Raw genomic sequence first — 23,072 nt, 5'->3', positions numbered from 1 at the left:
AGGTGCCTAGCGTCACCTGTTCCGTCGTCCAGGGAGGACCGACGGTTTTTGCAGGGGAGCAGGAACAGGTGACACAACACGAGCACGTGCGGCCTCGCCGAGGCCGCCTCGCACGTCGGACCCGAGCGGTGGCGCTGTTGTCTGCCGCTGCGCTGGTCACGACCACCGTCGGAGCGGCCGCCGCACCGCCGACCTTCGACGATGTCCACCCGACGTCGCACCACGCCGAGGCGATCGCCGCTCTTGCCGAGCAGGGCATCGTCGTCGGCAAGCGCGACACCGTCTTCGACCCGGGCGGCACCCTGACCCGGGCCCAGTTCGCCACCATCGTGACGCGCGCCGCGGGCCTCACGCCGTCGAGCGAGCGCCCCTTCACCGACGTGACCGGTGGCAGCCACGCCGACGCCATCGCGGCGGCGACCGAGGCCGGCATCATCTTCGGCTACGGCGAGGGCGACAACCGCACCTTCCGGCCCAACGATCCGATCCGTCGTGACCACGTCGCGCTCATGCTGCACCGGTGGCTGCAGCCGCCGGCGGGCGGCCAGGCGACCTTCTCCGACCTGCACCAGACGCCGTACGCCCCGCAGATCAACGCGCTGCACGACGTCGAGGTCATCGCCGGTCGGACCGACCGCACCTTCAACCCGTTGAACAACATCCGGCGCGACCAGACCGCGACCCTGGTGCACCGGGGACTGCGGTACCTCGACTCGCTCGAGCCCGACGGCCCGAACCCGTGGGACGAGCTCGGGCGCGACGCGCTGAACACCGACATGCCCGAGGGCGACGTCTCCGGTGTCACCTACCACGGCCGCATCGTGCACCCCGATCACGGGACGCCGGCGCCGACCGAGGACGACCCCGAAGCCACGCTCAACCTCGCCGGCGGCACCTCCGGGGTCAACCCGGTCCGCTACGCCGAGGGCGAGGCGCTCGTCACCAGCGGCACGTTCGGTCTGCGCATCTACGACGTGCGTGACCCGTACGCGCCGAAGATGCTCGGCGAGCTGCCCCGCGAGGAGCTCGCGCTGCCGGGTGACAACCCGGAGCGCAACTACCACACCTCCGAGTCGATGAACATCGACAAGCAGCGGATGCTCGCGTTCCTCTCGCGTGACCCGCGCGCCTTCGCCAACCCGCAGGACTCCGGTCCGTCGGGCTTCTACATCATCGACATCGCCGACCCGACCAACCCCGAGGTGCTGCACTTCCAGCAGGTCGGGGCCGGTCACACCACCACCTGCGTCAACGGCTGCCAGCAGCTGTGGAGCGGCGGACCGTCCCGGGCCGCCACCGACCCGGCGGACTGGATCGCACGGCCGATCTTCGTCAGCGACGTCTCCAGCGTGGAGCGCAACGACGACGGCGAGGTCGTCGGCATCGACAGCGTGTTCACCTACAAGGACCCGGTCGACACCGGCCGCTTCCGCGGGATCACCGACTACGCCCACGACGTCCAGGTCGACCAGCAGGGCGTGGCCTGGGTCTCCGGACGCGGTGGCGTCCGCGGCTACTGGACCGAGGGCGTGCACCACGACCCGGTCCTCGGCCGCACCCGTACCGCCTACGCGCACAACCCGGTGCCCTTCGCGGGCGGCGAGGTCGGCGAGTACACCGGTCTGCCCGTGGACGACGGTCGCCGGCTCGCCGGTGCGATCCACAACATGGAACGACCGGTCGACGGTGTCGAGGGTGAGAAGGCGTGGCTCGACTCGGAGCGTCCGCGTCGTCCCGGTGCCGGTGACGGTGCGAGCATGGGTGGCGACTACGCCCCCGGTGAGCTCGTCTACGTGACCGACGAGAACTTCACCTCCCCGTGCGCCGACTCGGGCAAGTTCTACATCGCCTCCATCGAGGGCGCCGACCAGGGTCAGGCCTGGCGGACCGCCGCACAGGTGGAGGAGCTCGGTGCATACGAGCTCGAGGAGGTCGGCCGTTGGAGCGTCGCGGACAAGGAGGGGACCAGCAACCCCACCGCCAGCTGCTCCGCGCACTACTTCAACATGCAGGACGGCATCGTCGCCGGCGGTTGGTACGGCCAGGGCTTCCGCTTCCTGGACGTGACCGACCCGACCGACCCGATGCAGATCGCCTACTACCGCCCCAACGGTGGCAGCGGCTGGTCCACCCACTGGATCGGCGAGGTCATCTACGCCAACGACTCGCGTCACGGCATCCACATCCTGACCCTGGACGGGGAGGCGGCCACGGCTGCCGAGACCCGCACCGAGGTCCTGGCGCCGCCGATGACCGCGCAGCAGGTGGCGGGCTTCGAGGAGGACCTGGTCGCCGACCCGATCTTCGGTTGGTCCTGCGCGCTCCCCGCGAGCGAGCTGGCCCCCGAGGACGTGCCGGCCGGGGACCTGTGAGCTGAGGTCCTGACCGGCGGACGCGCCTGATGCGCCGACGCCGGTCACCGCAACACCACGACGTGGCCCCGACCGAACCCGGTCGGGGCCACGTCGCGTGCACCGGGCCACGTCGCGGCGCCGGACGCCCGTCATCGAACGCCGCGCGCCATCCGTGGAGCGAGGCGGGTGCTCAGGTCTTCCACGACTCCACGGTTGGGCGGGTGCGCGGGTCGGGTGCGCATCCGTGGAGCGAGGCGGGTGCTCAGGTCTTCCACGACTCCACGGTTGGGCGGGTGCGCGGGTCGGGTGCGCATCCGTGAAGTGAGGTGGGTGCGCAGGTCTTCCACGACGCCACGGTCGGTCGCGTCGGTGACCGTGACGTGGGTCGGTGACCATGGCCCGGGACGGAGCCGGGCGTGGGCGTGACCGAGCGGGGCCGAGTCAGGCGAGGGCGCGGGTGAGGACCTCGGGGGTGACGTTGCCGCCGGAGAGCACGATGCCGACCCGTGCGCCGCGCAGGTCGGGCAGCCGGCCGGCGAGCAGGGCGCCCAGGGCGCTGGCACCCGAGGGTTCGACGACCTGCTTGAGCCGGGTGGCCAACAGCTGCATCGCGGCCAGCGCGTCGGCGTCCTCGACGCCCTCGACACGGTCCACCAGCGCCTGGATCAGCGCCAGCGGGTGCGCGCCGATCTCCGGGGTCTGCTGCCCGTCGAGCAGCGTGCGCGGCACCTCGACGGTCACGACCTCGCCGCGGACGAGTGCCTCGCGGGCGGCGAACCGCCCGGCCGGCTCGACGCCGACGACCCGGGTTCCGGGGCTGCGGCCGTGCACGGCGACGGCGGTGCCGGCGAGCAGTCCGCCACCGCCGACGGGCGTCACCACCGCGTCGAGGTGGTCGACCTCCGCGAGCAGCTCGAGGGCGGCGGTGCCCTGCCCGGCGATCACGTCGACGTGGTCGTAGGGCGGGATCACCGTCGCGCCGCGTTCGGCGGCGATGGCCTCGCCGATGGCGCGCCGGTCCTGGGTGTAGCGGTCGTAGGTGACCACCTCGGCGCCGTAGCCGCGGGTGGCGTCGACCTTCACGGTCGGGGCGTCGAGCGGCATCACGATCGTCGCCGGGACGTCCAGCAGCCGGGCGGCCAGTGCCACGGCCTGGGCGTGGTTGCCCGACGAGAACGCGACCACGCCGTGTCCGCGCACCTCGGGATCGAGCGCGGCGACGGCGTTGTAGGCGCCACGGAACTTGAAGGCGCCGACGCGTTGCAGGTGCTCGGCCTTGAGGAACACCTCGGCGCCACAGGCCGCGTCCAGGACGCTCGAGCGCAGCACGGGGGTGCGGTGGGCCACGCCGGCGAGCCGTCCGGCCGCGCGCTCGACGTCGGCGAGGACGACGGGAAGCTCGGCGGCCACGTCGGAGCGGTCGGGGCCCGCGGAGCGGGCCGGCATCGCGGGCGTGCCGGGGGGAACGGCGGTCACGGGGTCGACCGCAACTCGTCACGGATGGCGTCGGCGACGGCCCGGCCCGCGGCGTTCTGCACGGTGCGCAGCCGGTGCCGGCGGTCGTGCTCCTCGCCGTCGCGGACCCAGGCCAGCGCCTCCTCGTGCATCCGCCGGTCGGCGAAGGCGACCAGGTCGGGCCGGTCGACGTAGCGCGCCAGGTCACGCAGGTCGCTGAGCGTGCGCAGGCACTCCTCCGGGTCGGTGTCGCCGGCGTAGGCGTCGATCAGCAGCGCCGGCGCGTCGGGGTCGTCGTCGAGGCACTGCGCGGCGGCGTGCATGGCGAGGTTGAGCTGTCGCTCGGTGTGGGCGCTGCGCACGAGCACGGCGAGGCGCTCGGCCCGCTCGGCGCCGGCCGGCTCGCGTTCGAGTGCCGTCAGTTCCTTGGCGAGGTCCCGGGCACGTCGGTCCGGTGCGACCGGCTTCAGGTTCGCGTTCACCATCGCTGCCGCCCTTCCTCCACCGGCCGCCACCGCTTCCGGTGGAGCCGCGCTGTCGTCGCCCCTGCCGCCGTGCGCGAACGTGGCCGGTGCCCGCTGCGCCCGGTGGGCATCTGTCGAGCCTAACCCCGGCGCGGCTCCACGACGCCCAGGGCCAACCGCTCGCAGGCCCACACGTAGCGGTCGAGCATCCGGTCCAGGGCCAGTTCGCCGAGCGGACCGACGATGCGCATGGCCGCGCCGGCCGGTCGCGAGAAGGCGGTCACGCGGAAGCGGACGTCACCGTCCACGTCGTGGCGGACCTCGAAGCACTCCTCGCCGGTCTCGACGTGCCCGGGAAGCGTGCCGTAGGCGAAACCGCGTCGACGCGGCTCGTCGGTGACGTCGACGACCCGGCAGGGCACCGTCAGGCCGCGGCCGGTGACCCCGACGGTGAGCAGCACGGTGGCGTCGGGGGTCACGTGCGGGGTGCTGGCGTCGACGGTCAGTCCGGCGCGCCGGTGCATCTCCCAGGACAGCAGGCCCTGCGACACGCGGGCGAAGGCGTCCTCGCCACGGCCGACCAGGGCGTCACGGGTGACGTGGCGGTAGCCGGCGGGGAGCTTGCCCCGGCTGGCACCGACCTCGGCGTAGCTGAGCTCCGCCTGCGCGAGCCGTCGCAGCAGCGCCCGGCGACGACGTGGCGAGGTGGTCAGGTGCACGCGCTCAACCGGTCGGGTCGCACAGAGCGCGGGTGTCGTCCTGGAGGCGCTCGGCGGCGGCGACCACGGTCGGGTCCTGCAGCACGCTGCGGTCGCCCTGACGGACGGTCTCGGCCGCCTCGGCGACGGTGCGCGCGTCGCCGCGCAGCTCCTCGGGTGCCTGTGCCAACGCCTCCTGGGCGGCGTCGGCCGCCGTGGTGTGGTCGCCGCCCTCGAGCGCGTTGGCGGCACGCACGACGCTGAGGCAGAAGCGGGCCCGGTCGGTCAACTCCTGCGAGCCGCTGCGGACGTCCTCAACACGCTCCTGCAGACCGGAGCAGGCCCCGCTCAACAGGAGCGGGGCCACCAGCAGCAAGGATGTCGAACGGGCGCGCACGACGGGACTCTACCCAGTTCGATGCGGCGGCCACGGGCCGCTCGATGGTCGGCCGGTGGTGTCCCCGGCGGGGTTCGCCGCTTGTCGCCGCCGCGGCAAGCGGCACCGGCGGCGCAGAACAGGCCGCGAGCCATTACCGTTGTCCACATCAGCGTCGGGTCGAGTCAGGAACCGGCCCTCCCGAGCTACACCGGCCGGTCCGACCGCGGTCCGCGGTCCGAATCCCTCGACGCCCCGTCCCGACCCCTCTTCGCGGGAGCGTACGTCGTGTCCGAGATGCGAGAGCAGCAGCAGTTCGCCTCCAGCCCGATCATCACCGACGGCCTGCCGGCGCAGTACCCCGACATCGACGAGACCGAGACCACCGAGTGGTTGCAGTCCTTCGACGCCGTGGTCGAGGCCACCGGGAAGGCGCGGGGTCGCTACCTGCTGCTGAAGGTCCTCGAGCGGGCCCGTCAGCGCAACATCGGCATCCCGTCGCTGACGACGACCGACTACCTCAACACGATCCCGCCGGAGCGCGAGCCGCGTTTCCCGGGTGACGAGGCGATCGAGCGTCGCATCCGCCACCACATCCGCTGGAACGCGGCGGTGATGGTGCACCGCACCAACGTCGAGCGCGGCACCGGCGGCCACATCGGCTCCTACGCCTCGGCCGCGTCGCTGTACGAGGTCGGGTTCAACCACTTCTTCCGCGGCAAGGACCACGCCGGCGGCGGCGACCAGGTGTTCTTCCAGGGGCACGCCTCGCCGGGCATCTACGCACGCGCCTACCTCGAGGGGCGCATGGACGAGGCGCGGCTCGACCGCTTTCGCCAGGAGGTCCAGCCGGGCGGGCTGTCGAGCTACCCGCACCCGCGCCTGATGCCGGACTTCTGGGAGTTCCCGACCGTCTCGATGGGGCTCGGCCCGCTCAACGCGATCTACCAGGCGCGCTACAACCGCTACCTGCACCACCGCGGGTTCAAGGACACCTCCGACCAGCGCGTGTGGTTCTTCGGCGGGGACGGCGAGACCGCCGAGCCCGAGACACTCGGGGCGCTGGCGGTCGCCAGCCGCGAGGCGCTCGACAACCTGACGTTCGTCGTCAACTGCAACCTGCAGCAGCTCGACGGGCCGGTGCGCGGCAACGGCAAGATCATCCAGGAGCTCGAGGGCGTCTTCCGCGGTGCCGGCTGGAACGTCATCAAGGTGGTCTGGGGCCGCGACTGGGACGAGCTGCTCGCCCGTGACGTCGACGGCGTGCTCGTCAACCGGATGAACGAGGTCCCGGACGGGCAGTTCCAGACCTACACCGCCAAGCCGGGTGACTACATTCGCGAGGACTTCTTCGGCACCGACGCGCGGCTGCGCAAGCTCGTCGAACACCTCTCCGACGACGACCTGACCAAGCTCTCGCGCGGTGGGCACGACTACCGCAAGGTCTACGCGGCGTTCAAGGCGGCGACCGAGACCACCGGCGCGCCGACCGTCATCCTGGCGCAGACCATCAAGGGCTGGACACTCGGGCCGGACTTCGAGGCCCGCAACGCCGTCCACCAGATGAAGAAGCTGTCCTCCGAGGCGCTCAAGTCGTTCCGCGACCGGCTCGGCCTGGACGTCTCCGACGACGAGCTCGAGGGCGACCTGCCGCCGTACTCGCACCCGGGCGAGGACTCCGAGGAAGTGCAGTACCTCTGCGAGCGGCGGTCGCAGCTGGGCGGGTTCGTGCCCGAGCGTCGGGTGCAGTTCACCGTGCCGGAGCTGCCGTCGCACGACGCGTACGGCTCCCTCAAGCAGGGCTCGGGCAAGCAGGAGGTCGCCACGACGATGGCGCTGGTGCGCCTGTTCAAGGACCTGCTGCGCGACAAGCAGTGGGGCAAGCGCATCGTCCCGATCATCCCCGACGAGGCCCGCACCTTCGGCATGGACTCGTGGTTCCCGACCGCGAAGATCTACGACCGCCTCGGCCAGACCTACGAGCCGGTGGACCGGGACCTGCTGCTGACCTACAAGCAGGCCAAGGACGGTCAGATCATCCACGAGGGCATCACCGAGGCCGGTTCGGTGGGCACCTTCCATGCGGCCGGGACCAGCTACGCCACCCACGGCGAGCCGATGATCCCGCTGTACATCTTCTACTCGATGTTCGGCTTCCAGCGCACCGCCGACTCGATCTGGTCCGCCAGCGACCAGCGGGCGCGCGGCTTCCTGATCGGCGCGACCGCCGGTGGGACGACGCTCAACGGCGAGGGGCTGCAGCACCAGGACCGCCACTCGCTGCTGATGGCGCAGTCCAACCCGGCGATCGAGGCCTACGACCCGTCGTTCGCCTACGAGATCGCCGTGCTGGTCGAGGACGGCCTGCAGCGGATGTACGGCTCCGGCGAGACCGGCGGTGACGGCTCGGTCGGCGAGGACGTCATCTACTACCTGACGGTCTACAACGAGCCGGTCGTGCAGCCCGCGATGCCCGAGCACGTCGACGACCAGCAGGTGATCGACGGGCTGTACCGCTTCGCGCAGGGCGAGAAGGGCGAGCACACCGCCCACGTGTTCGCGTCCGGCACGATCATGAACGAGGCGCTGAAGGCCCAGCAGCTGCTGGCCGACGACTGGGACGTGCGCGCCGACGTGTGGTCGGCGCCGGGCTGGAACCGGCTGCTGCGCGACGGGGCCGCGGTCGAGTCGTGGAACCGGACCAACCCGGAGTCCGAGCCGCGGGTGCCGCTGGTGACCCGGATCCTCGAGGACACCGAGGGGCCGTACGTGGCGGTGTCGGACTGGATGCGGGCGACCCCGTTCCAGATCGCCGACTGGATCCCCGGCCCGTTCGCGGTGCTCGGCACCGACGGGTTCGGGCGGTCGGACACGCGCGACGCGCTGCGCAAGTACCACCGCATCGACGCGCCGTCGATCGCCTACTGCGTGCTGGCGGAACTGGTGAAGCTCGGCAAGCTCGACAAGGCGGTGCTCACCAAGGCGATCGAGCAGTACGACCTGTCGTTCGACCGGGTGCCGTTCTTCGGCCAGCCCGGCGACAGCCAGGACATCACCCACTGAGCAACGTCTGAGCGGCCGACGTCGCGCCCCCGCGGAAGCGCTTCCGCGGGGGCGCTTCCGTGCCGCCGCATCCATGCCGGCGCATCCGCTGAAGCGAGTACACCGCTCCCGAGCGGGGGGGGGGGCGTGGTCAGCGGCGCGTTGCTACCAGCGCCGTGACCCCGGTGAGGAGCGCGGCCAGCGCCACCCGCGCGGTGCGAGTGAGAGGACCCGCGCCACGACGAATCGCACCGTCTGACCGGCGCGTTCCCGGCCGGCTGCCGAAACGCCGACGGAACCGCGCCGGGCCTCCCGGAGGCTGGTGCTCGACGGGAAACGCAGCACGTGGCGACACGCACACCGGTGGAGTGACACCGCGGGGCCCTTGGCCCACGATGGGTGAGGTCCCATCAGTCGGCGTCTTCGCCGACGGTCAACACGTGCCGGTGGGCGACGGTTCGGCAGAGGGTGGCCCGTCCTCGCCCTCCGCTTCCCGGGCCGAGCGCGGGGTCGTGCCGCCGGCCAGGACGCGGCCGAGCACGACCACGCCGAGCCCGGTGGCCACGACGGTCGACAGGGCCGCACGCAGGCTGGTGGCGTCGGCGAGCAGACCGATGGTCAACGGCGAGACGAGGAACCCGACCCGGAGCAGCCAGCTGACGACGGCCAGACCGACCCCGGGGGGCAGCCCGGGCAGCTCGTCGGCCGCGTGGACGACCGCCGGGATCAGTGTCGCGACGCCGAGGCCGGCGAGCGCGAACCCGACCAGGGTCGTTCCGACCGTCGGAACGGCCACGGCCAGCAGCATGCCCACGGCGATGACGGCGCCCCCGACGCGCGCGACACGTCGCTGACCGAACCGGTCCACCACCCGGTCGCCGGTCAGCCGACCGACGGTCATCGCCAACTGCAGCGACACGAACGCGAGCCCACCGACGGCAGCGGTCGCTCCGACCTGGCCCCGCAGGTACAGCGCGCCCCAGGTGAACCCGGCGTCCTCGACGAACACCCCGAACGCGGCCAGTGCGCCGAAGGCCGCCAGCAGCAGCACGGTACGGCGCGTGACCCCGGCGAGGCGCCCGACGACGCGTCCGGTGCTCGGCACGTGCCCGCCCGACCGGTGCCGCTCGGCGTCCTCGGGACCACGAAGCAGGAACCGGTGTGCCACCACGGCGGCGACACCGAACACGGCCGCGGACGCGACGAGGTGGACCTCGAGCGGGACGTCCAGCGCGACCGCCGCCGAGCCCACCAGGCCGCCGGTGACCGCCCCGACGCTCCACAGACCGTGGAAGGCGTTGACGATCGAGCGTCCGTAGCCGCGCTGGACCCGGAACCCGTGGGCGTTCTGGGCGACGTCGACGACCGCGTCGATCGCGCCGGCACCGAACAGCACCGCCGCGAGCGTGATCCACGCGCCTGCCCACGGCACCCCGGCGACGGCCACCGCGAGCGCGACCAGCCCCGTCACGGCCACCTTCGCCGAACCGAACCGCTGGATGAGCACCGGCGCGAACAGCCCGGCCACCAGGGCCCCGAGCGGCATGGCGGCCACCGCGCTGCCCAACGCGGCATTGCCGAGGTCGAGGCGGTCCTTCACCTCCGGCAGCCGCGGCACGAGGTTCGCGTACAGCACCGCGTTGAGGAAGAACAGCCCGGAGACGGCGGCGCGGGCGTGACGGAGGTGCGGGGCGGGAGCGGGCACCGCCGGGCGAGCAGGCACAGGTGGTTCCGATGCATCGGGGAGAGGCGACCGGGCCGGGACCCATCGGTGCCCGTGCGACCTCGGAGCCCGTTCCCTGGCGCGCGAACCCGCCGCCGTCGGCCGGGAGGGTACGCAGCGAGGCTGGGCGGCGTCCCCCGACGCACCGGGCGCGCTCGGCCGCGCGACGGAGCAGGGCTGCCGCGGCTTGCTCCAGGGTCGCACGTTCGGTGTGACGCACGTGCGTCGGAAGCCGGCCGTGTGCAGATGAGCACGCACGGATCGACGGTCGCGGCGGCGCTGCGCGCGATCCGTGCGTCCGCACGTCGGGCGGTGCGGACCAGGGCGCACGGATGGCTCCGGCCAGAGCCTGCCGGCCTCCATGGCGCTGACCCTGCGTACCGAGGACGAACTCGAGCGCGCGCTCACGGCCCTGGGGGCCGAGAGCGAGGGGCTGTCCCGCCGGGAGATCATCCCGGCGCGCGGTGCTCGAGCGCTACGAACCCGCGATCTGGGCTGCCCTGACGTCGCGCGCTGCCGCGCTTCCGGCCGGCGAGTTCAGCCGCGCACCTGTCGTTCGAGTTGCTGTTCGCGTTCGCGCAGCTCCGGCGTGAACGCGTCACCGAAGTCGTCCGCCTCGAACACCGGGCGGAGCTCGACGACGGTGTGCTCGCCGTCGGGGTTGGGGATGCGACGCACCCATGCGACCGCCTCGTCCATGGACGCCACCTGCCACAGCCAGTAGCCGGAGACCACCTCCTCGGTCGCGGCGAAGGGGCCGTCGACCACCCGACGCTCGTCCCCGTCGAACTCGACGCGCACCCCCTTCGAGCTCGGGTGCAGCCCGTCGCCGGCGAGCAGCATGCCCGAGGCGACCAGCTCCTCGTTGTAGGTCGTCATCTGCTCGAGCAGCTCCTGGCTCGGCATCTCGCCGGTCTCGGACTGCTCGGTCGCCTTCATCAGCACCATGACGCGCATCGTCACCCTCCTCGTGATCGGTTCCGCCTCCTGTCGGCTGCTGCCATCGTTCGAGCGGTGCCGTCTGCCGGCGTCCACGACGAGCCATCCGGCGGGTGTGGACGTCGGTGCCTCGAGGCACGGTCGATGGTGGCGGCGTCGTGGAGGGTCGGGCCTCCCACGAGCGATCCCGGGGGTCGGGCAGCCGATGTCCTGTTGACGACCAGCGCGCGGGAGACTCATCGCTGCCGCCCGGAGTGCGGCGACCTCCCGTGGTGACGCCGCCGGACGCCGCCGGGACGCCGCCGGACGCCGCCGGGACGCCGCTGCGCTTCGAGCCGACGCAGACCTCGCGCCGGCCGGGTGCCCGTGCCGGTCGACGCGCTACCGGCGAGCGCCCCGGTTGCCGGTCACGGCCCGGTAGATCAACAACAGGATGATCGAGCCGATGATGGCCGCCAGCCAGGTGGAGATGCTGAAGAACTCGTCCACCGGATTGACGTCGAACAGCAGCCCGGCGAGGAACCCGCCGAGCAACGCCCCCACGGCACCGATGACCATCGTCACGAGGATCCCACCCGGGTCGTCACCCGGCAGGATGGCCTTCGCGATGGCTCCGGCGAGCAGACCAAGGATGAGGAAGGCGATGATTCCCACGGACACTCCTGTCTCGGTGCGGTCAGAGAGACCCTACGCCGGTGCGAAGGAACCGGTCCCTGATCGGACGGACCAGCGCCGCCTCGCCTCGGCCGGAGCACGTACGGGAGCTGGCCACCGACGCCGGTGCTGCTCATCGCGGTGTGGGCCCAGGGGCAGCCCTGCTCCCGTGGGTCCAGGCCAGCCGTCGCCGCCCGCCCGCCTCCTGTCGTTCGACGATGAGCGGTCGGACGTCCGTGGCACGCCAGATCGCGAGGTGGGTTGACCGGACGGCGCTACCGTCCGGTGCAGACGGAGCTGGCGTGCCGAGGAGGCGAAACGTGCGGGAGTCGACGACGACGATCGCCACCGGTGACGGGCAGGAACTGCACGTCTACCGGTGGGCGCCGGACGACCAGCCGAAGGCGGTGGTGCAGCTCCAGCACGGGCTGGCCGAGCACGCCGGCCGCTACCGCCGCTTCGCCGAGGCGCTGACCGGCGCCGGCTACCTCGTGTACGCCCCCGACGCCCGCGGCTCCGGTCGCAGCGCGGGGAACGGGTACGGCGACTGGGGCGCCGACGGCTGGCCCGGCTGGGTCGACGACGTCGCCCGGCTGAACGCGCGGATCCGCCGGGACGAACCGGACCTGCCGCTCGGACTGTTCGGGCACAGCATGGGCTCGTTCGCCACCCAGCACTTCCTGCTCGACCACGCCGGCGACGTCGACGCGGTGGTGCTGTCGGGCAGCACCGAGGTGGGCTGGCTGGTCCCCGTGCTCGACAGCGACGAGCCGGCCGACCTCAGCACGTTCAACGCGCCCTTCGAGCACCGCACCGGCTACGAGTGGCTCAGCCGCGACGAGGCCGAGGTCGATGCGTACGTGGCCGACCCGGCCTGCGGTTGGGAGGCGCCACCGCTCCCGGGTATCGGCACCCTCGCCGCCGCCGCCGATCCCGACCGGGTCGCCGCCGTCCGGGACGACCTGCCGATGCTGATCGTTTCCGGCTCCGACGACCCGCTCGCGCAGGGTGGTGCCGCCATCGAGGTCCTGGCCGAGCGCTACCGCACCGCCGGGCTGACGCACGTCGAGACACAGGTGTACCCCGGCGGACGACACGAGCTGCTCAACGAGATCAACCGCGGCGAGGTCACCGCCGACGTCCTCGCCTTCCTCGACCGGACGCTCACCACCGGCTGAGCGCGCTCGCATGCGCCGCGAGGCGCCCGGCCTCCCGCTGCGTGTCGGTCGGCTGGCCGCAAGGGACGCGACGGTACGCCGGTCAGACGTCCCACCGTCCGATCTCGGCGGCGAAGGCCTCGGTGACGGCGGCGACCGGCCCGGCCAGGGCGGCCTGCACCGCCGCGGGATCGGTCGGCGGGAGATCGAGCCACGCGACCAGCGACTCGACCGACGTCTGCGGTTCGAGCTGGCCCCAGCGACCGGCGGCCGACCGACGGTCCGTCGTCCACGTCCCGTCGCGCACGGAGACCAGACCCGCCACGGCCAGCAGCGTCTTGCGCGCCACACGGGTCCCGAGCCGGGCAGGGTCCTCACCCTGTTCGAGCGCCGTCATCCACCGCCCGACGTGCCGGGCGAGGTCGCCGTTGAAGCCGCGGGCCGCTCGGACGTCGGCCGGGAACGCCGGCAGGGACGCCGCCGGGTCGGGGCCGTGCAGGTGGACGGCGTAGTGGCGCAGGAACACCCGCAGCCCGTAGGCCTCGTCGCCGTCCTCGTCGAGCTGGTCCCAGCCGGCCGGGCCGATGCTGAGCTCGCGGCAGACGTCGCGGAAACGCGCGGACAACGAGCCGGCGATCCGCCGGGCCTCCGCAGCCGTCAGCCCGATCGACAGCAGGTCGACGTCGGAGGTCGGGACCGACGCGGTGCCCGTCGCCACCGAGCCGTACAGGTACAGCGCACACCGTCCGGCGACCGCGTCGACCGCCGCGCGCAGCACCGGCTCGTGGACGGGCGAGACGGCCTGCCGCCGCGCACCCGTGCGAATCGTTCCCTGCGGCGTGACGCCTTCGCGCGGATCGTGCATGGGCGTCGACTCCCGGGCCCGGATCGTGTCCCTGTTGGCGGTCCGATGCGGCAAGTCTGCCGTCAGTGTCGAGCCGACGGCGGACGGGTGGCCGACGGGTCCGAACGGCCGCGCCGACGGGGGGCGCGGGCGGGCCGCCGCCGCTCTAGCTTCGAGAGCTGGGCACCTCGACAGGGGTGCCGAGCGACGACCAGGAGCAGGACACATGGCGACGACCCGGACCTCCAACGCCCACTGGAACGGCGACCTCAAGAGCGGCGGCGGTGAGGTGTCGCTCGGCAGCGGCGAGTACTCCGGCGCCTACACCTTCGTCTCGCGGTTCGAGTCCGGCGAGGGCGGCACCAACCCCGAGGAGCTGATCGCGGCCTCCCACGCCGCCTGCTACTCGATGGCGCTGTCCAACATGCTCGCCCAGGACGGCAACGCCCCCGACTCGATCAAGACCGACGCGACCGTCACCCTCGACACCGTCGACGGCGCCCCGACCGTCACCAAGATCGAACTGCGCACCGTCGGCAAGGTCCCCGGCCTCGACGAGGACGGCTTCCGCGCCAAGGCCGAGGAGGCCAAGGCCGGCTGCCCGATCAGCCGCCTGCTCGAGGGCGGCAGCGCCGAGATCACCCTGGACGTCACCTTCGAGTCCTGACCGACCTCGCGGGACGGGCAGCTCAGACGCTCGTCCCGATCAGCACCGTCAGCAGCCGGTCACCCTGGTGGCCGGCTGCCGTGCGTCCGCCGGCGGTCGTGCTGCACAGCGCGCCGCGGCCGGACGTCTCCAGCCGCATCGGCGGGATCGTCGGCGACGGGGAGGCCAGCGCGGTCAGCACCGCCGCTCCCGACGGGGTGGTCAGCTCGACCTCGCGCTCGTCGCCGCGTACCACGAACCCGCGCAGCAGTTGCAGCACCACCGGTGGCGGCACGGGGAAGCGGCCGTGAGCGATGTCGATCGTCCCGCCGCCGAGTGCCACCGCCCCGGCCGTGACCGTCCCGATGCCGAGCTGCTCGAGCGCGACGACGCCGGCCAGGATCCGCGCCACCGTGCGGGGCCGGCCGAGCTCGTGCAGGTGCACCTCGCCGGCCGGCAGGTCGTGGACGGCCGCCTCGGCGCGGATCAGCACGTCGGCGAGGTCGTGCGCCCGGGCGGCGGGACGCTCGGCGAGCCCGGCCGCCTCGATCGCCTCGTGCATGGCCGACGCGGTCGGCAGCCGGTCGTCGGGGTCGTGGCCGGCGTCGTCGACGAACACCTCGACCGCCGCGACCTCGCGGGCGGTGATGCGCTCGACCACCACCCGCGCGCCGATGCCGGCCTTGTCGACCACCGCCTGCAGGCCGGCGACGTCCGCCCCCGCGGCGACCAACGCGCCGAGCCACAGCTCGGCGGTGATGCCGTCGTCGCACAACAGGTGGGCGGTGCGGGTGCCGTTCACCGCGCCGCTCATCCGCCGGCCGTCCGGCGGTCGGTGGCGCGCACGATCCGGCGCGCCAGCAGCGCCGCGCCCAGGCCGTTGTCGACGTTGACGACCGCGATCCCGGGCGTGCAGGCGCTCAGCAGCCCGTGCAGCGCGGTCATGCCGTCCTGCGCGGCGCCGTAGCCGACGCTGGTCGGCACCGCGACGACCGGCGCGGACACCAGCCCGGCGACGACCGGGCCGAGCGCCGCCTCCATGCCGGCGACGACCACGACGACCTCGGCGGCCGCCAGCACGTCGCGCACCTCCAGCACCCGGTGCAGCCCGGCCACGCCGACGTCGGCGAGCAGCGTCGGCCGCTCCCCGAGCGCCTCGAGGGTCACGACGCACTCCCCGGCGACACCGAGGTCGCTGGTCCCGGCGGTGACGACCACGATCCGGCCGTCGGCCGCGTCGTCGCGCGGCGGCAGCGGCGCGAGCACCAGCATGCCGGCGTCGTCATGGACGACCGCGTCCGGGTGGGCGGCCACCACCGCGGTCGTGTGCGCCGGGTCGGCGCGGCTGACCAGCACCGGACGGACCCCGCCGTCGAGCAGCGCCGTGACCGCCGTCACCGTCTGCGCCGGGGTCTTGCCGGCGGCGTAGACCACCTCGGGTTCGCCGGTGCGGGCCCCGCGGCCGACGTCGGCGCGCACCTGTGGCCCGTCGACCCGCACGCCCGCCGCCGCGCCACCCGCGGCCGCGCCACCCGCCGCAGCGCCACCCGCGACGGACGTGGCCCCGCCCCCGGGACCGTTCGCCGCGCGCGTCACGCCGGGCTCCCGACCACCGGCAGCAGGCGGCCCGACTCGACCGGCGGGGACGCCTCCTCGCGCAGGCCGCCGAGGTCGAGCGTGACGTGGTCGTAGCCGGCCTCCTGCACGCCGGCGACGATCGCCTCGCGCTGGGCGACGGCACGGGCCAGGTCGGCGGCCGGCAGCTCGACCCGGGCGAGCTCGTCGTGGTGGCGGACCCGAAACGCGCGGAAGCCGAGCTCGTACAGGGCCTGCTCGGCCGCCTCGATGCGGGCGAGCTTCGCCGGCGTGACCGTCTCGCCGGTCGGGATCCGCGACGCCAGGCAGGCGAACGCCGGCTTGTCCCACACCGGCAGGTCGAGTTCGTGCGCGAGCGCCCGCACGGCCGTCTTGTCCAGTCCGGCTTCGCGCAGCGGCGCCCGCATGCCCCACTCGGCGGCGGCGGCCCGGCCCGGGCGGTGGTCGTCGAGGTCGTCGAGCACCTCGCCGTGCGCCAGCGAGTGCAGCCCCCGCCGGTCGGCGACCTCGCGCAGGGCGGCGAACTGGTGGTCCTTGCAGAACCGGCACCGGTTGCGCGGGTTGGCGGCGTAGCGGGCGTCGGCGACCTCGGCCGTGTCGACCACCTCGACGTCGATGCCGATGCGACCCGCCACGGCCAGCGCGCCGTCGAGCTCGCGGGCCGGCAGCGACGGCGAACGGGCCACGACCGCCACGGCGGCGCCGCCGAGCACCCGGGAGCACACGGCGGCGAGCAGGCTCGAGTCGACCCCGCCGGACAGTCCGACCGCGACGCTGTCGAGCTCGGCGACGACCGCCTCGAGCCGCGCCAGCGACGCCCGCGCCTCCAGCGACGCCGGCGCCGGCGGCTTCGACGTGCGGACGCCCGTGCGGCCATCCGTGCGGTCCCCGGGGTCGCTCATCGGCGCGCCCCCGAGCGGGCCGGCGTGGGCCAGACCCGTCGGCGGGTGGTGCGCTGGTCGGGTTCCAGCAGCTCCCAGCGGCGGCGCCAGTCCGCGGCTGGCGGACCGCTCGAGGGCGGCGTGGTGCCTTCGTGGCGGTGGCGCATGGCGGTCCACCAGTCGGTGCGGTGCTCGTCGAGCAGCGTGGCGATGCTGGCCTCCAGGCGGCGGGTCAGGGCGGCGGCCGGCTCGTCGTCGCGGGCCCGCAGCGGCGCGCCGAACCGCACCCGCACGACCGGCCGGCCGGAGCTCGGCCAGGCCGCGCCGCGGGGCATCGCCCGCCACGAGCCCTCGATCGCGACCGGCACGATCGGCACGTCACAGGTCTTGGCGAGGTGCGCGGCGCCGTGACGGAAGCGTCCGGTCCAGCCGTCCTTGGAGCGGGTCCCCTCGGGGAACAGCAGCACGTGGTGGCCGGCCGCGAGCAGGTCGCTGGGCAGTTCGCTGCGGCGGCTGCGCCGGCGGTCGATCGGGACGGCGTTGAACACCAGGGCGGTCGCCGCCGCCCGCCACCAGGCGTCGAAGAAGTAGTCGGACGCGGCGACGGTCACGGTGTCGCGGCGCACCGCCTGCGGCAGCGCGGTCAGCACCAGCGGCGCGTCGAGGTGGCTCGAGTGGTTGGGGGCGAGCACGACCGGGGACGCGGCGGCCTCCAGCACCCGTTCGCGGTCCTCGACGGTGATGCGCAACTGGCTGGCGAGCAGCGGTGCGAGCACCCCGGCCTGCAGCCCGGTGCGGGCCACCTTCGCCGGCCGGGTCCGCGACCAGGCGGTCGGGAACTCGCGCGGCTGCGGCGCCTGGACGGTGTCGACGACCGTGCCGGGCGGCAGCGGCCGGCGCCCCCAGCGCCAGTCGCGGGCCGTGTCGCGCAGCGCGCCACCGAGCCCCATCAGCGCACCTCCGCGAGCGTGAGCGGCGGTGCGTGCAGGTAGGTGATCGACGGGTCGCGTCCGACGGTGTCGCTGGCCATCTCCAGCGCGTCGGTCAGCGTGCCGGCGGCCCGGAAGCCCATGCGGCGGGCCACCCCCGGGTCGGCGCCGACCCAGATGACGTCACCGACGTGGTCCATGCCGTGGGCGCCCCAGTACCACATGTAGAACGGGTGCACGCCGTGGTAGGCGTTGCCGTTGCGGTACAGGTGCACGTACCACGGGTCGGTCGCGTAGGCCTGCTCGTACTTGTCCTCGATCAGCGCCGGGTTCGTGGTGTCGGCCAGGACCTGGTCGAAGAAGTCGATGTAGGACGGGTGGTGGACCGGGTCGAACTCGCGGCGCAGCGGGTGGAACAGGATCATCACGCCGCCGTGGCGGACCAGCGGCCGGCCCCGGTACATGTTGAAGAAGTACCCGAGTCCCATGCACATGGCCAGGATCGGGTTCATGATCGAGTTGACGTTGTAGGGCCCGACGTAGGGGATGCCCGTCACCAGCACGTCGCTCTGCCCGTCGACCTCGACCAGCTGCTGGCGGTGGACGTGCTCGAGGGTGCGCGGGTGCACCGCCTCGGTCTCGCCGGCCTGGACGCTGGTGAGCTGGAAGGGCGCCAGCGAGTTGTGCAGGACCTTGCGCCGCGCCTTGGGCGGCAGCCGGTCGAGGGTGTTCTTCACCGCGAACGCGGTGGCCTGGTCCTTGACCGACCACTCCCACTCGCGCTTGGTGAAGAACGCGGTCTGGTCGGGGAACGCGGCGTTGTTGACCGTCGTCTCGATGGTGAAGATCGTCAGGTGCTCGGCGAGCAGCCGTCCCATCCGCACGGTCGAGCCGTGCAGCGCCGAGTGGCGCGGGTCCATGTAGCTCTTCGAGTGCAGCATGGTCTGGACGTTGTGGTGCGGCCGCAGGCTGCGGTAGCCGGCCAGGCCGACCGGTACCGACTTGTGCCCGCCGCCCATCGTGACGAGGTTGATGTTGACGTAGACGAGCAGGTCGGACTCGGCGGCCCGGCGGTTGATCTCGACGTGCTCGCCGTGGTCGGTGACGCCGACGAGCTTCATCCCGGCGGTGTCCTCGGCGTCGTGGTTGCGCAGCCGCTCGGGCCAGAACGAGCGGAACACCCGGTCGCCGACGACGTGGCGCAGCTCGTCGGCGGTCATGCGCCGGTGCAGGGCGTTGGCGGCGATCAGTTCGACGTCGTCGACGCCGGCCTCGGCGGCCAGGGTGAGCACCTGTTCGATGACGCGCTGGCGGATGTCGGGCGGGCGCATCGAGGGCAGCGGCAGCGACAGGTCGTCGAACGCGATGGTGAGCTTCATGCCGGCGAACAGCAGCTCGCGCAACGGCGGCCGGCCGAGCGGGTGTTCCAGTGCGTGCGCGATGGCGGCGTCCGGGTCGGGCAGCCCGGGCAGCACGTCGGGCGGGTAGACCGCCCGGGTGCCCAGTGGGAAGCGTTCGAAGCGCAGCTGCTCACCCGCGTGCACCAGCAGCGGTGGCGTGCGCTCGTCCACCTCGACGACCACTCCGGGGCGGGGCATGCGGACTCCTCGTGCTGCGTCGGTCGGTTGCGGGCGTCGGTCTCGTGGGTGCCGGTCGGCCGCGGTCAGTTGCGGGCGGCGGTCAGGTCGAAGGCGACCTTGGCGGTGCCGAGGCGGCCGGCGTCCATCGCGTGGTCGACGGCCTGGCGCCAGTGCTGGAGCGGGTAGGTCGCCAGCGCCAGCTCGTCGAGCGGAGCGGTCGCGGCCAGCTCGAGGGCGAGCTCGAAGCTGGAGCGGCCGCCGTGGGTCGGCTCGCGGCCGGTGGCGTAGGCGCCCAGCACGGACAGCTCGCGGAACCACGCCGGGGACAGGTCGACGCCCTGCGGTGGCATCCCGGTCAGCACGACCCGACCGCCGGCGCGGGTGGCGCGCAGGGCCAGGTCGAGCGAGCTGCGCGAGCCGGCGCAGTCGAGCGCGACGTCCACCCCGCCGAGCAGGAAGTCGGCGCCGAGGTCGGGCCGCAGTCGCAGCGCCCGGGTGTCGCGACGCACCGCGCCGGTCGCCTGACCGACGGGGGTGACGCTCGAGGCGCCCATGGCGCGGGCCAGCGCCTGCTGGCGGGGATGCTTGGCCGTGGCGACGATGCGCCCGGCGTCGGTGAGCGCGCGCAGCGCCAGGATCGTGAGCAGGCCGACCGTGCCGCTGCCGGCGACCAGCACCTGCTCGTCGCTGCGGACCTCGGCCCGCAGGGCGGCGTGGATGGCGCAGGCGAGCGGTTCGACCAGCACGGCGCGGGCGTCGTCGAGCGTGTCGGGTACCGGGTACAGCTGCGAGCGGTGGGCGACGAGCTGCTGCGACCAGCCACCGCCGACGTCGGCGCAGTAGCCGGTCTGCAGCCCGGGGGCGAGGTGGCCGACCGTGACGTGGGTGCAGCGGCCGGTGTGGCCGGCGGTGCACGCCTCGCACGGTGCGAGCCCGCGCGGCGCGCAGCTGAGCACCGGGTCGATCACGACGCGGGTGCCGCGCGGCAGGTCCTCGACGTCGTCGAGCAGGTCACCGACCAGTTCGTGGCCGGGCGTGATCGGGAAGGTCACCAGCGCCGAGAAGTACGGCGAGGTGCCGCCCGAGAGCATCGACAGGTCCGAGCCGCAGATGCCCGACAGCCGTGGCCGCACCCGGCCCCAGCCGTCGGCGGCGACGCGCGGCGCGCCGGTCGACACCAGCCGCAGCGGCGCGAGCCCACCCGACACCACGCCGGGCAGCCGCGGGGCGAGCACCCGCGAGGCGAGGTGGCGGGACAGCGACTTGTGGACCTGCAGGGCGAGGACGTCCATCAGCCGACCTCCGCGGGGGACTGCTCGTCGCGGACCGGGCCGGGTGCGGACGCGCGCAGGTGCGCCGGGGCCCGTTCGGCGTCGCGCCAGTCGGCGATCGCCCACCGTTCACGGCGCGCGAGGCGGTACAGCGGCCCGTCGGGGTCGACGGCGACCGGGTGGCCGACCACCCGCAGCATCGGTGCGTCCGAACGGCTGTCGGCGTAGGCGTAGCTGGCGCCGAGGTCGGCGCCGACCCGCCGGGCGTGCTCGCGCAGCCAGGCGGCGCGGGCGGGACCGACCAGCGGCGGGCTGGCGAGGTGCCCGGTGGCGCGGCCGGTCGCGTCCACCTCGAGCTCGGCGGCGGCGATGTCGTCGAACAGCTGCTCGAGCGGGGTGCAGAAGCTGCGCAGCGCGCCGGTGAGCAGCACCGTGCGGTGGCCCTGGTCGCGGTGGGCGCGGATGCGTCGCACGGCCGCCGGCGAGAGGTCGGCGAGGATGCGCCGGCCGAGTTCGTCGGCGACGAGCTGGTCGAGCGCGGCCACGTCCGCGCCGGCGAAGCGCTGGTAGAACGCGCGCAGGAACCGGTCGCGCCCGGCGGCGTCCAGGGCGAGGTAGCGCGGCAGCCCGCGCAGCACGTCGGCGGCCTCGCGCAGCCCGGCGACCCGGTCGTCGTGCCAGCGGGCCCGCAGGTAGGCGGTGAGCACGTTGGTACTCGCGACCGTGCCGTCGAGGTCGAACACCGCCAGCACCGTCGGCGCCTCGACCTCGGTGTCGGCCTCGGCCTGCGCGCCGTCGGCCTTCGCGCCGTCGGCGGCCGTCCGCGGCGAGCGGCTGGCGCTGGTCGCGGGGCCGAGCGCCGGCGGCGGCTTGTGGGGTTTGGGGCCCGACGGTTGGCGGCCCCGGAACCACGCGGCGACGCTCGGGACGTGGATCTCGGTGAGGTAGACCCGCCAGTCGATGTCGGTCGGGTCGAACCCGAAGTGCTCGCGGTCGGCGCCCTCGAGGCCGTCGCGCAACGCCTGCGCGGTGTCGTCGAGGAAGGTGGCCTCGGTCTGCGCGTAGATGCCGTACAGCTCGAGGAAGCGGGTCAGGTTCTCGTAGCGCTGCTCGTGGCGGTCGAGCTCGCGTCCCCAGCGCCGCAGGCGCGTCCCGGTCACCGGCACGCGCCGCAGCAGCCCGGCGGCGGTGCGGCTGAGCGTGGTCGCCGCCTTGAGCTGCCGCTCGACCTGGTCCACCCCGGGGAAGCGCCAGGTCGGCAGCGTCGGCGAGCCGTCGACCCCGGGCAGCGGGTGCTGGTCGAAGTAGCCGCGCACCAGCGCGTACATGCGGGTCAGGTGCAGCGGGTTGCGCGCGCCGGTGCCCACGACCACGCGGGCCGGCCGGCCCGTCGGCGGGGGCGAGGCGGCCGCGACCAGCACCGCGTTGGCGACGAAGTCCACCGGCACGACGTCGACCACGCTGTCGGGGAAGCCGGGGAACTCCGGGATGTCGCCGCGTCCGAGACCGATCATCAGCGGGTCGGCGACCTTGAAGCCCTCGATCCAGCCCGGATGTGGGTGGCGCAGCGACGACTCGACGATGCTGGGGCGCACGATCGACAGCCGTGCGGCGCCGAAGCGTTCCTCGGCGACCCGCTCGCCCAACGCCTTGGTGAGCGTGTAGACGTCGGCGAACCCGAGGCTGCGCGCCCGTTCGCGGCCGGCGTCGACGAGCTGGCGCTCGACCCAGTCGGTGCGCAGACGTTCGGTCTCGTGGCCGAGGGCCTCGTCACCGTGGGCGCCGACCTCGCGGCGGGCGCGCTCGCGCCACCTCGCCAGGCGGGCGGGCTGTCGCGAGGCGAGCTCGACCCGTTCGGCCAGCGCCTCGGCGGCAGCGGCCTCGACCCGCCAGTCGACGTCGTCGCGCACCGGGTCCTCGGGCACCGGCCCGGGACGGCGTGCGGCGACGTAGGCGGTGGAGACGTGCACGACGTGGTCACAGCCGGCCGCGGCCGCGGCGGCGTACAGGCGGTCGACCCCGGTGGTGTGGGTGCGGAACGCCTCGTCGATGCGGGTGTCGAACGAGACCGTGCCAGCGACGTGCAGCAGCACGTCCACCGCGGGCAGCACCAGGGACTGGTCGGCGGGGGCGTCGAGGTCGACGTCGACCACCTCGGTGCGCGCGAGGGCGGCCTCGACGAGCCCACGCTCACGGGCGGTGGCGAACGCCGAGCCGCTGGCGAACAACCGCTCGACACGTTGGCGGGCGGAACGGCGACCCCGTCCGCGCACGAACAGCACCAGCGGCGTGTCGGGCAGGTCCTCGAGCATCCGTGCGAGCAGCGCCTGTCCGACGAAGCCCGTGCCGCCGGTGACGCCCACCCGCGTGCCGGCCAACTGCTGCGCGATTCCCACTGCTGCGGCTCTCCCCGTCCCCGTGCGGTGCGCGGTGACGCTAGCCACGTCGGGCGTCGCTGGGAAG

Annotated in this window: 19 protein-coding genes; 4 read left to right on the top strand and 15 right to left on the bottom strand. The window is 73.8% G+C overall.

Going from position 1 to position 23,072, the window contains the following annotated elements; all coding sequences use genetic code 11:
• The first annotated feature begins 128 nt into the window (after window positions 1-128).
• Window positions 129-2,372: an S-layer homology domain-containing protein gene (locus ELR47_RS00720; RefSeq protein ID WP_165403753.1), complete on the top strand. Its 2,244-nt coding sequence runs from the start codon at window positions 129-131 to the stop codon at window positions 2,370-2,372.
• 423 nt (window positions 2,373-2,795) lie between these two features.
• Here ELR47_RS00720 and ELR47_RS00715 read toward each other — a convergent pair whose 3' ends face one another.
• The 4 genes from ELR47_RS00715 to ELR47_RS00700 form a co-directional block, all read right to left on the bottom strand.
• Window positions 2,796-3,764 carry a pyridoxal-phosphate dependent enzyme gene (locus ELR47_RS00715; RefSeq protein ID WP_130651145.1) on the bottom strand — a complete coding sequence of 323 codons (969 nt, stop codon included), beginning with the start codon at window positions 3,762-3,764 and terminating at the stop codon, window positions 2,796-2,798.
• A gap of 62 nt (window positions 3,765-3,826) precedes the next feature.
• Window positions 3,827-4,294, bottom strand: coding sequence for a hypothetical protein (locus ELR47_RS00710; protein ID WP_130648145.1), 468 nt, complete (start codon window positions 4,292-4,294; stop codon window positions 3,827-3,829).
• 119 nt (window positions 4,295-4,413) lie between these two features.
• Complete coding sequence (locus ELR47_RS00705; protein ID WP_205745370.1) at window positions 4,414-4,992, bottom strand: DUF1990 family protein; 579 nt, start codon at window positions 4,990-4,992, stop codon at window positions 4,414-4,416.
• Window positions 4,993-4,996: 4 nt separating this feature from the next.
• Window positions 4,997-5,368, bottom strand: coding sequence for a hypothetical protein (locus tag ELR47_RS00700; RefSeq protein ID WP_130648144.1), 372 nt, complete (start codon window positions 5,366-5,368; stop codon window positions 4,997-4,999).
• Between the two features lie 276 nt (window positions 5,369-5,644).
• Here ELR47_RS00700 and aceE point away from each other — a divergent pair, with 276 nt between their 5' ends.
• Window positions 5,645-8,410 carry a pyruvate dehydrogenase (acetyl-transferring), homodimeric type gene (gene aceE, locus ELR47_RS00695; RefSeq protein WP_130651143.1) on the top strand — a complete coding sequence of 922 codons (2,766 nt, stop codon included), beginning with the start codon at window positions 5,645-5,647 and terminating at the stop codon, window positions 8,408-8,410.
• 412 nt (window positions 8,411-8,822) lie between these two features.
• Here the strand turns inward: aceE and ELR47_RS00690 are convergent, their stop codons facing one another.
• The 3 genes from ELR47_RS00690 to ELR47_RS00675 form a co-directional block, all read right to left on the bottom strand.
• Window positions 8,823-10,112, bottom strand: a complete 1,290-nt coding sequence (locus ELR47_RS00690) for an MFS transporter (protein WP_205745369.1) — start codon at window positions 10,110-10,112, stop codon at window positions 8,823-8,825.
• A gap of 537 nt (window positions 10,113-10,649) precedes the next feature.
• Window positions 10,650-11,069, bottom strand: coding sequence for a YciI family protein (locus ELR47_RS00680; RefSeq protein WP_130648142.1), 420 nt, complete (start codon window positions 11,067-11,069; stop codon window positions 10,650-10,652).
• A 363-nt stretch (window positions 11,070-11,432) separates the two neighbouring features.
• Window positions 11,433-11,705, bottom strand: a complete 273-nt coding sequence (locus ELR47_RS00675; RefSeq protein WP_130648141.1) for a GlsB/YeaQ/YmgE family stress response membrane protein — start codon at window positions 11,703-11,705, stop codon at window positions 11,433-11,435.
• Window positions 11,706-12,025: 320 nt separating this feature from the next.
• Between ELR47_RS00675 and ELR47_RS00670 the strand changes: the two genes are divergently transcribed.
• The gene (locus ELR47_RS00670) at window positions 12,026-12,883 is read left to right on the top strand and encodes an alpha/beta hydrolase (protein WP_205745368.1); all 858 of its coding nucleotides are present in this window, start codon (window positions 12,026-12,028) and stop codon (window positions 12,881-12,883) included.
• A gap of 82 nt (window positions 12,884-12,965) precedes the next feature.
• Here ELR47_RS00670 and ELR47_RS00665 read toward each other — a convergent pair whose 3' ends face one another.
• Window positions 12,966-13,727, bottom strand: a complete 762-nt coding sequence (locus ELR47_RS00665; RefSeq protein ID WP_130648139.1) for a nucleotidyltransferase domain-containing protein — start codon at window positions 13,725-13,727, stop codon at window positions 12,966-12,968.
• A 205-nt stretch (window positions 13,728-13,932) separates the two neighbouring features.
• On the opposite strand from ELR47_RS00665, the gene ELR47_RS00660 reads away from it, so the two are divergent.
• The gene (locus ELR47_RS00660) at window positions 13,933-14,373 is read left to right on the top strand and encodes an OsmC family protein (RefSeq protein ID WP_130648138.1); all 441 of its coding nucleotides are present in this window, start codon (window positions 13,933-13,935) and stop codon (window positions 14,371-14,373) included.
• Between the two features lie 22 nt (window positions 14,374-14,395).
• On the opposite strand, the gene larC is transcribed toward ELR47_RS00660, so the two are convergent.
• The 7 genes from larC to ELR47_RS00625 all read right to left on the bottom strand — a co-directional run bounded on the left by larC (window position 14,396) and on the right by ELR47_RS00625 (window position 23,005).
• Window positions 14,396-15,166: a nickel pincer cofactor biosynthesis protein LarC gene (gene larC, locus ELR47_RS00655; RefSeq protein ID WP_130648137.1), complete on the bottom strand. Its 771-nt coding sequence runs from the start codon at window positions 15,164-15,166 to the stop codon at window positions 14,396-14,398.
• Window positions 15,163-15,948 carry a nickel pincer cofactor biosynthesis protein LarB gene (gene larB, locus ELR47_RS00650; protein WP_130648136.1) on the bottom strand — a complete coding sequence of 262 codons (786 nt, stop codon included), beginning with the start codon at window positions 15,946-15,948 and terminating at the stop codon, window positions 15,163-15,165. Before larB ends, larC begins: the two co-directional genes overlap by 4 nt.
• Entirely contained in the window at window positions 15,945-16,850 is a 906-nt protein-coding gene (gene larE / locus ELR47_RS00645; RefSeq protein WP_130648135.1) for an ATP-dependent sacrificial sulfur transferase LarE, read from the bottom strand. Before larE ends, larB begins: the two co-directional genes overlap by 4 nt.
• Entirely contained in the window at window positions 16,847-17,779 is a 933-nt protein-coding gene (locus tag ELR47_RS00640; protein WP_130648134.1) for a lysophospholipid acyltransferase family protein, read from the bottom strand. The genes larE and ELR47_RS00640 overlap by 4 nt, the downstream gene beginning before the upstream one ends.
• Entirely contained in the window at window positions 17,779-19,356 is a 1,578-nt protein-coding gene (gene larAH / locus ELR47_RS00635) for an NPN-dependent hydroxyacid isomerase, LarAH14/15/16 family (protein WP_130648133.1), read from the bottom strand. The genes ELR47_RS00640 and larAH overlap by 1 nt, the downstream gene beginning before the upstream one ends.
• Before the next feature lie 65 nt (window positions 19,357-19,421).
• The gene (locus ELR47_RS00630; RefSeq protein ID WP_130648132.1) at window positions 19,422-20,630 is read right to left on the bottom strand and encodes a zinc-dependent alcohol dehydrogenase; all 1,209 of its coding nucleotides are present in this window, start codon (window positions 20,628-20,630) and stop codon (window positions 19,422-19,424) included.
• A complete protein-coding gene (locus ELR47_RS00625; protein ID WP_130648131.1) occupies window positions 20,630-23,005 on the bottom strand; it encodes an HAD-IB family phosphatase in 2,376 nt (791 codons plus the stop codon). Before ELR47_RS00625 ends, ELR47_RS00630 begins: the two co-directional genes overlap by 1 nt.
• Window positions 23,006-23,072: the final 67 nt, after the last annotated feature.

The sequence above is a fragment of the Egicoccus halophilus genome (assembly GCF_004300825.1).
GTDB classification, from domain to species: Bacteria; Actinomycetota; Nitriliruptoria; order Nitriliruptorales; family Nitriliruptoraceae; genus Egicoccus; species Egicoccus halophilus.
This window is presented reverse-complemented; position numbering and strand designations above follow the sequence as displayed.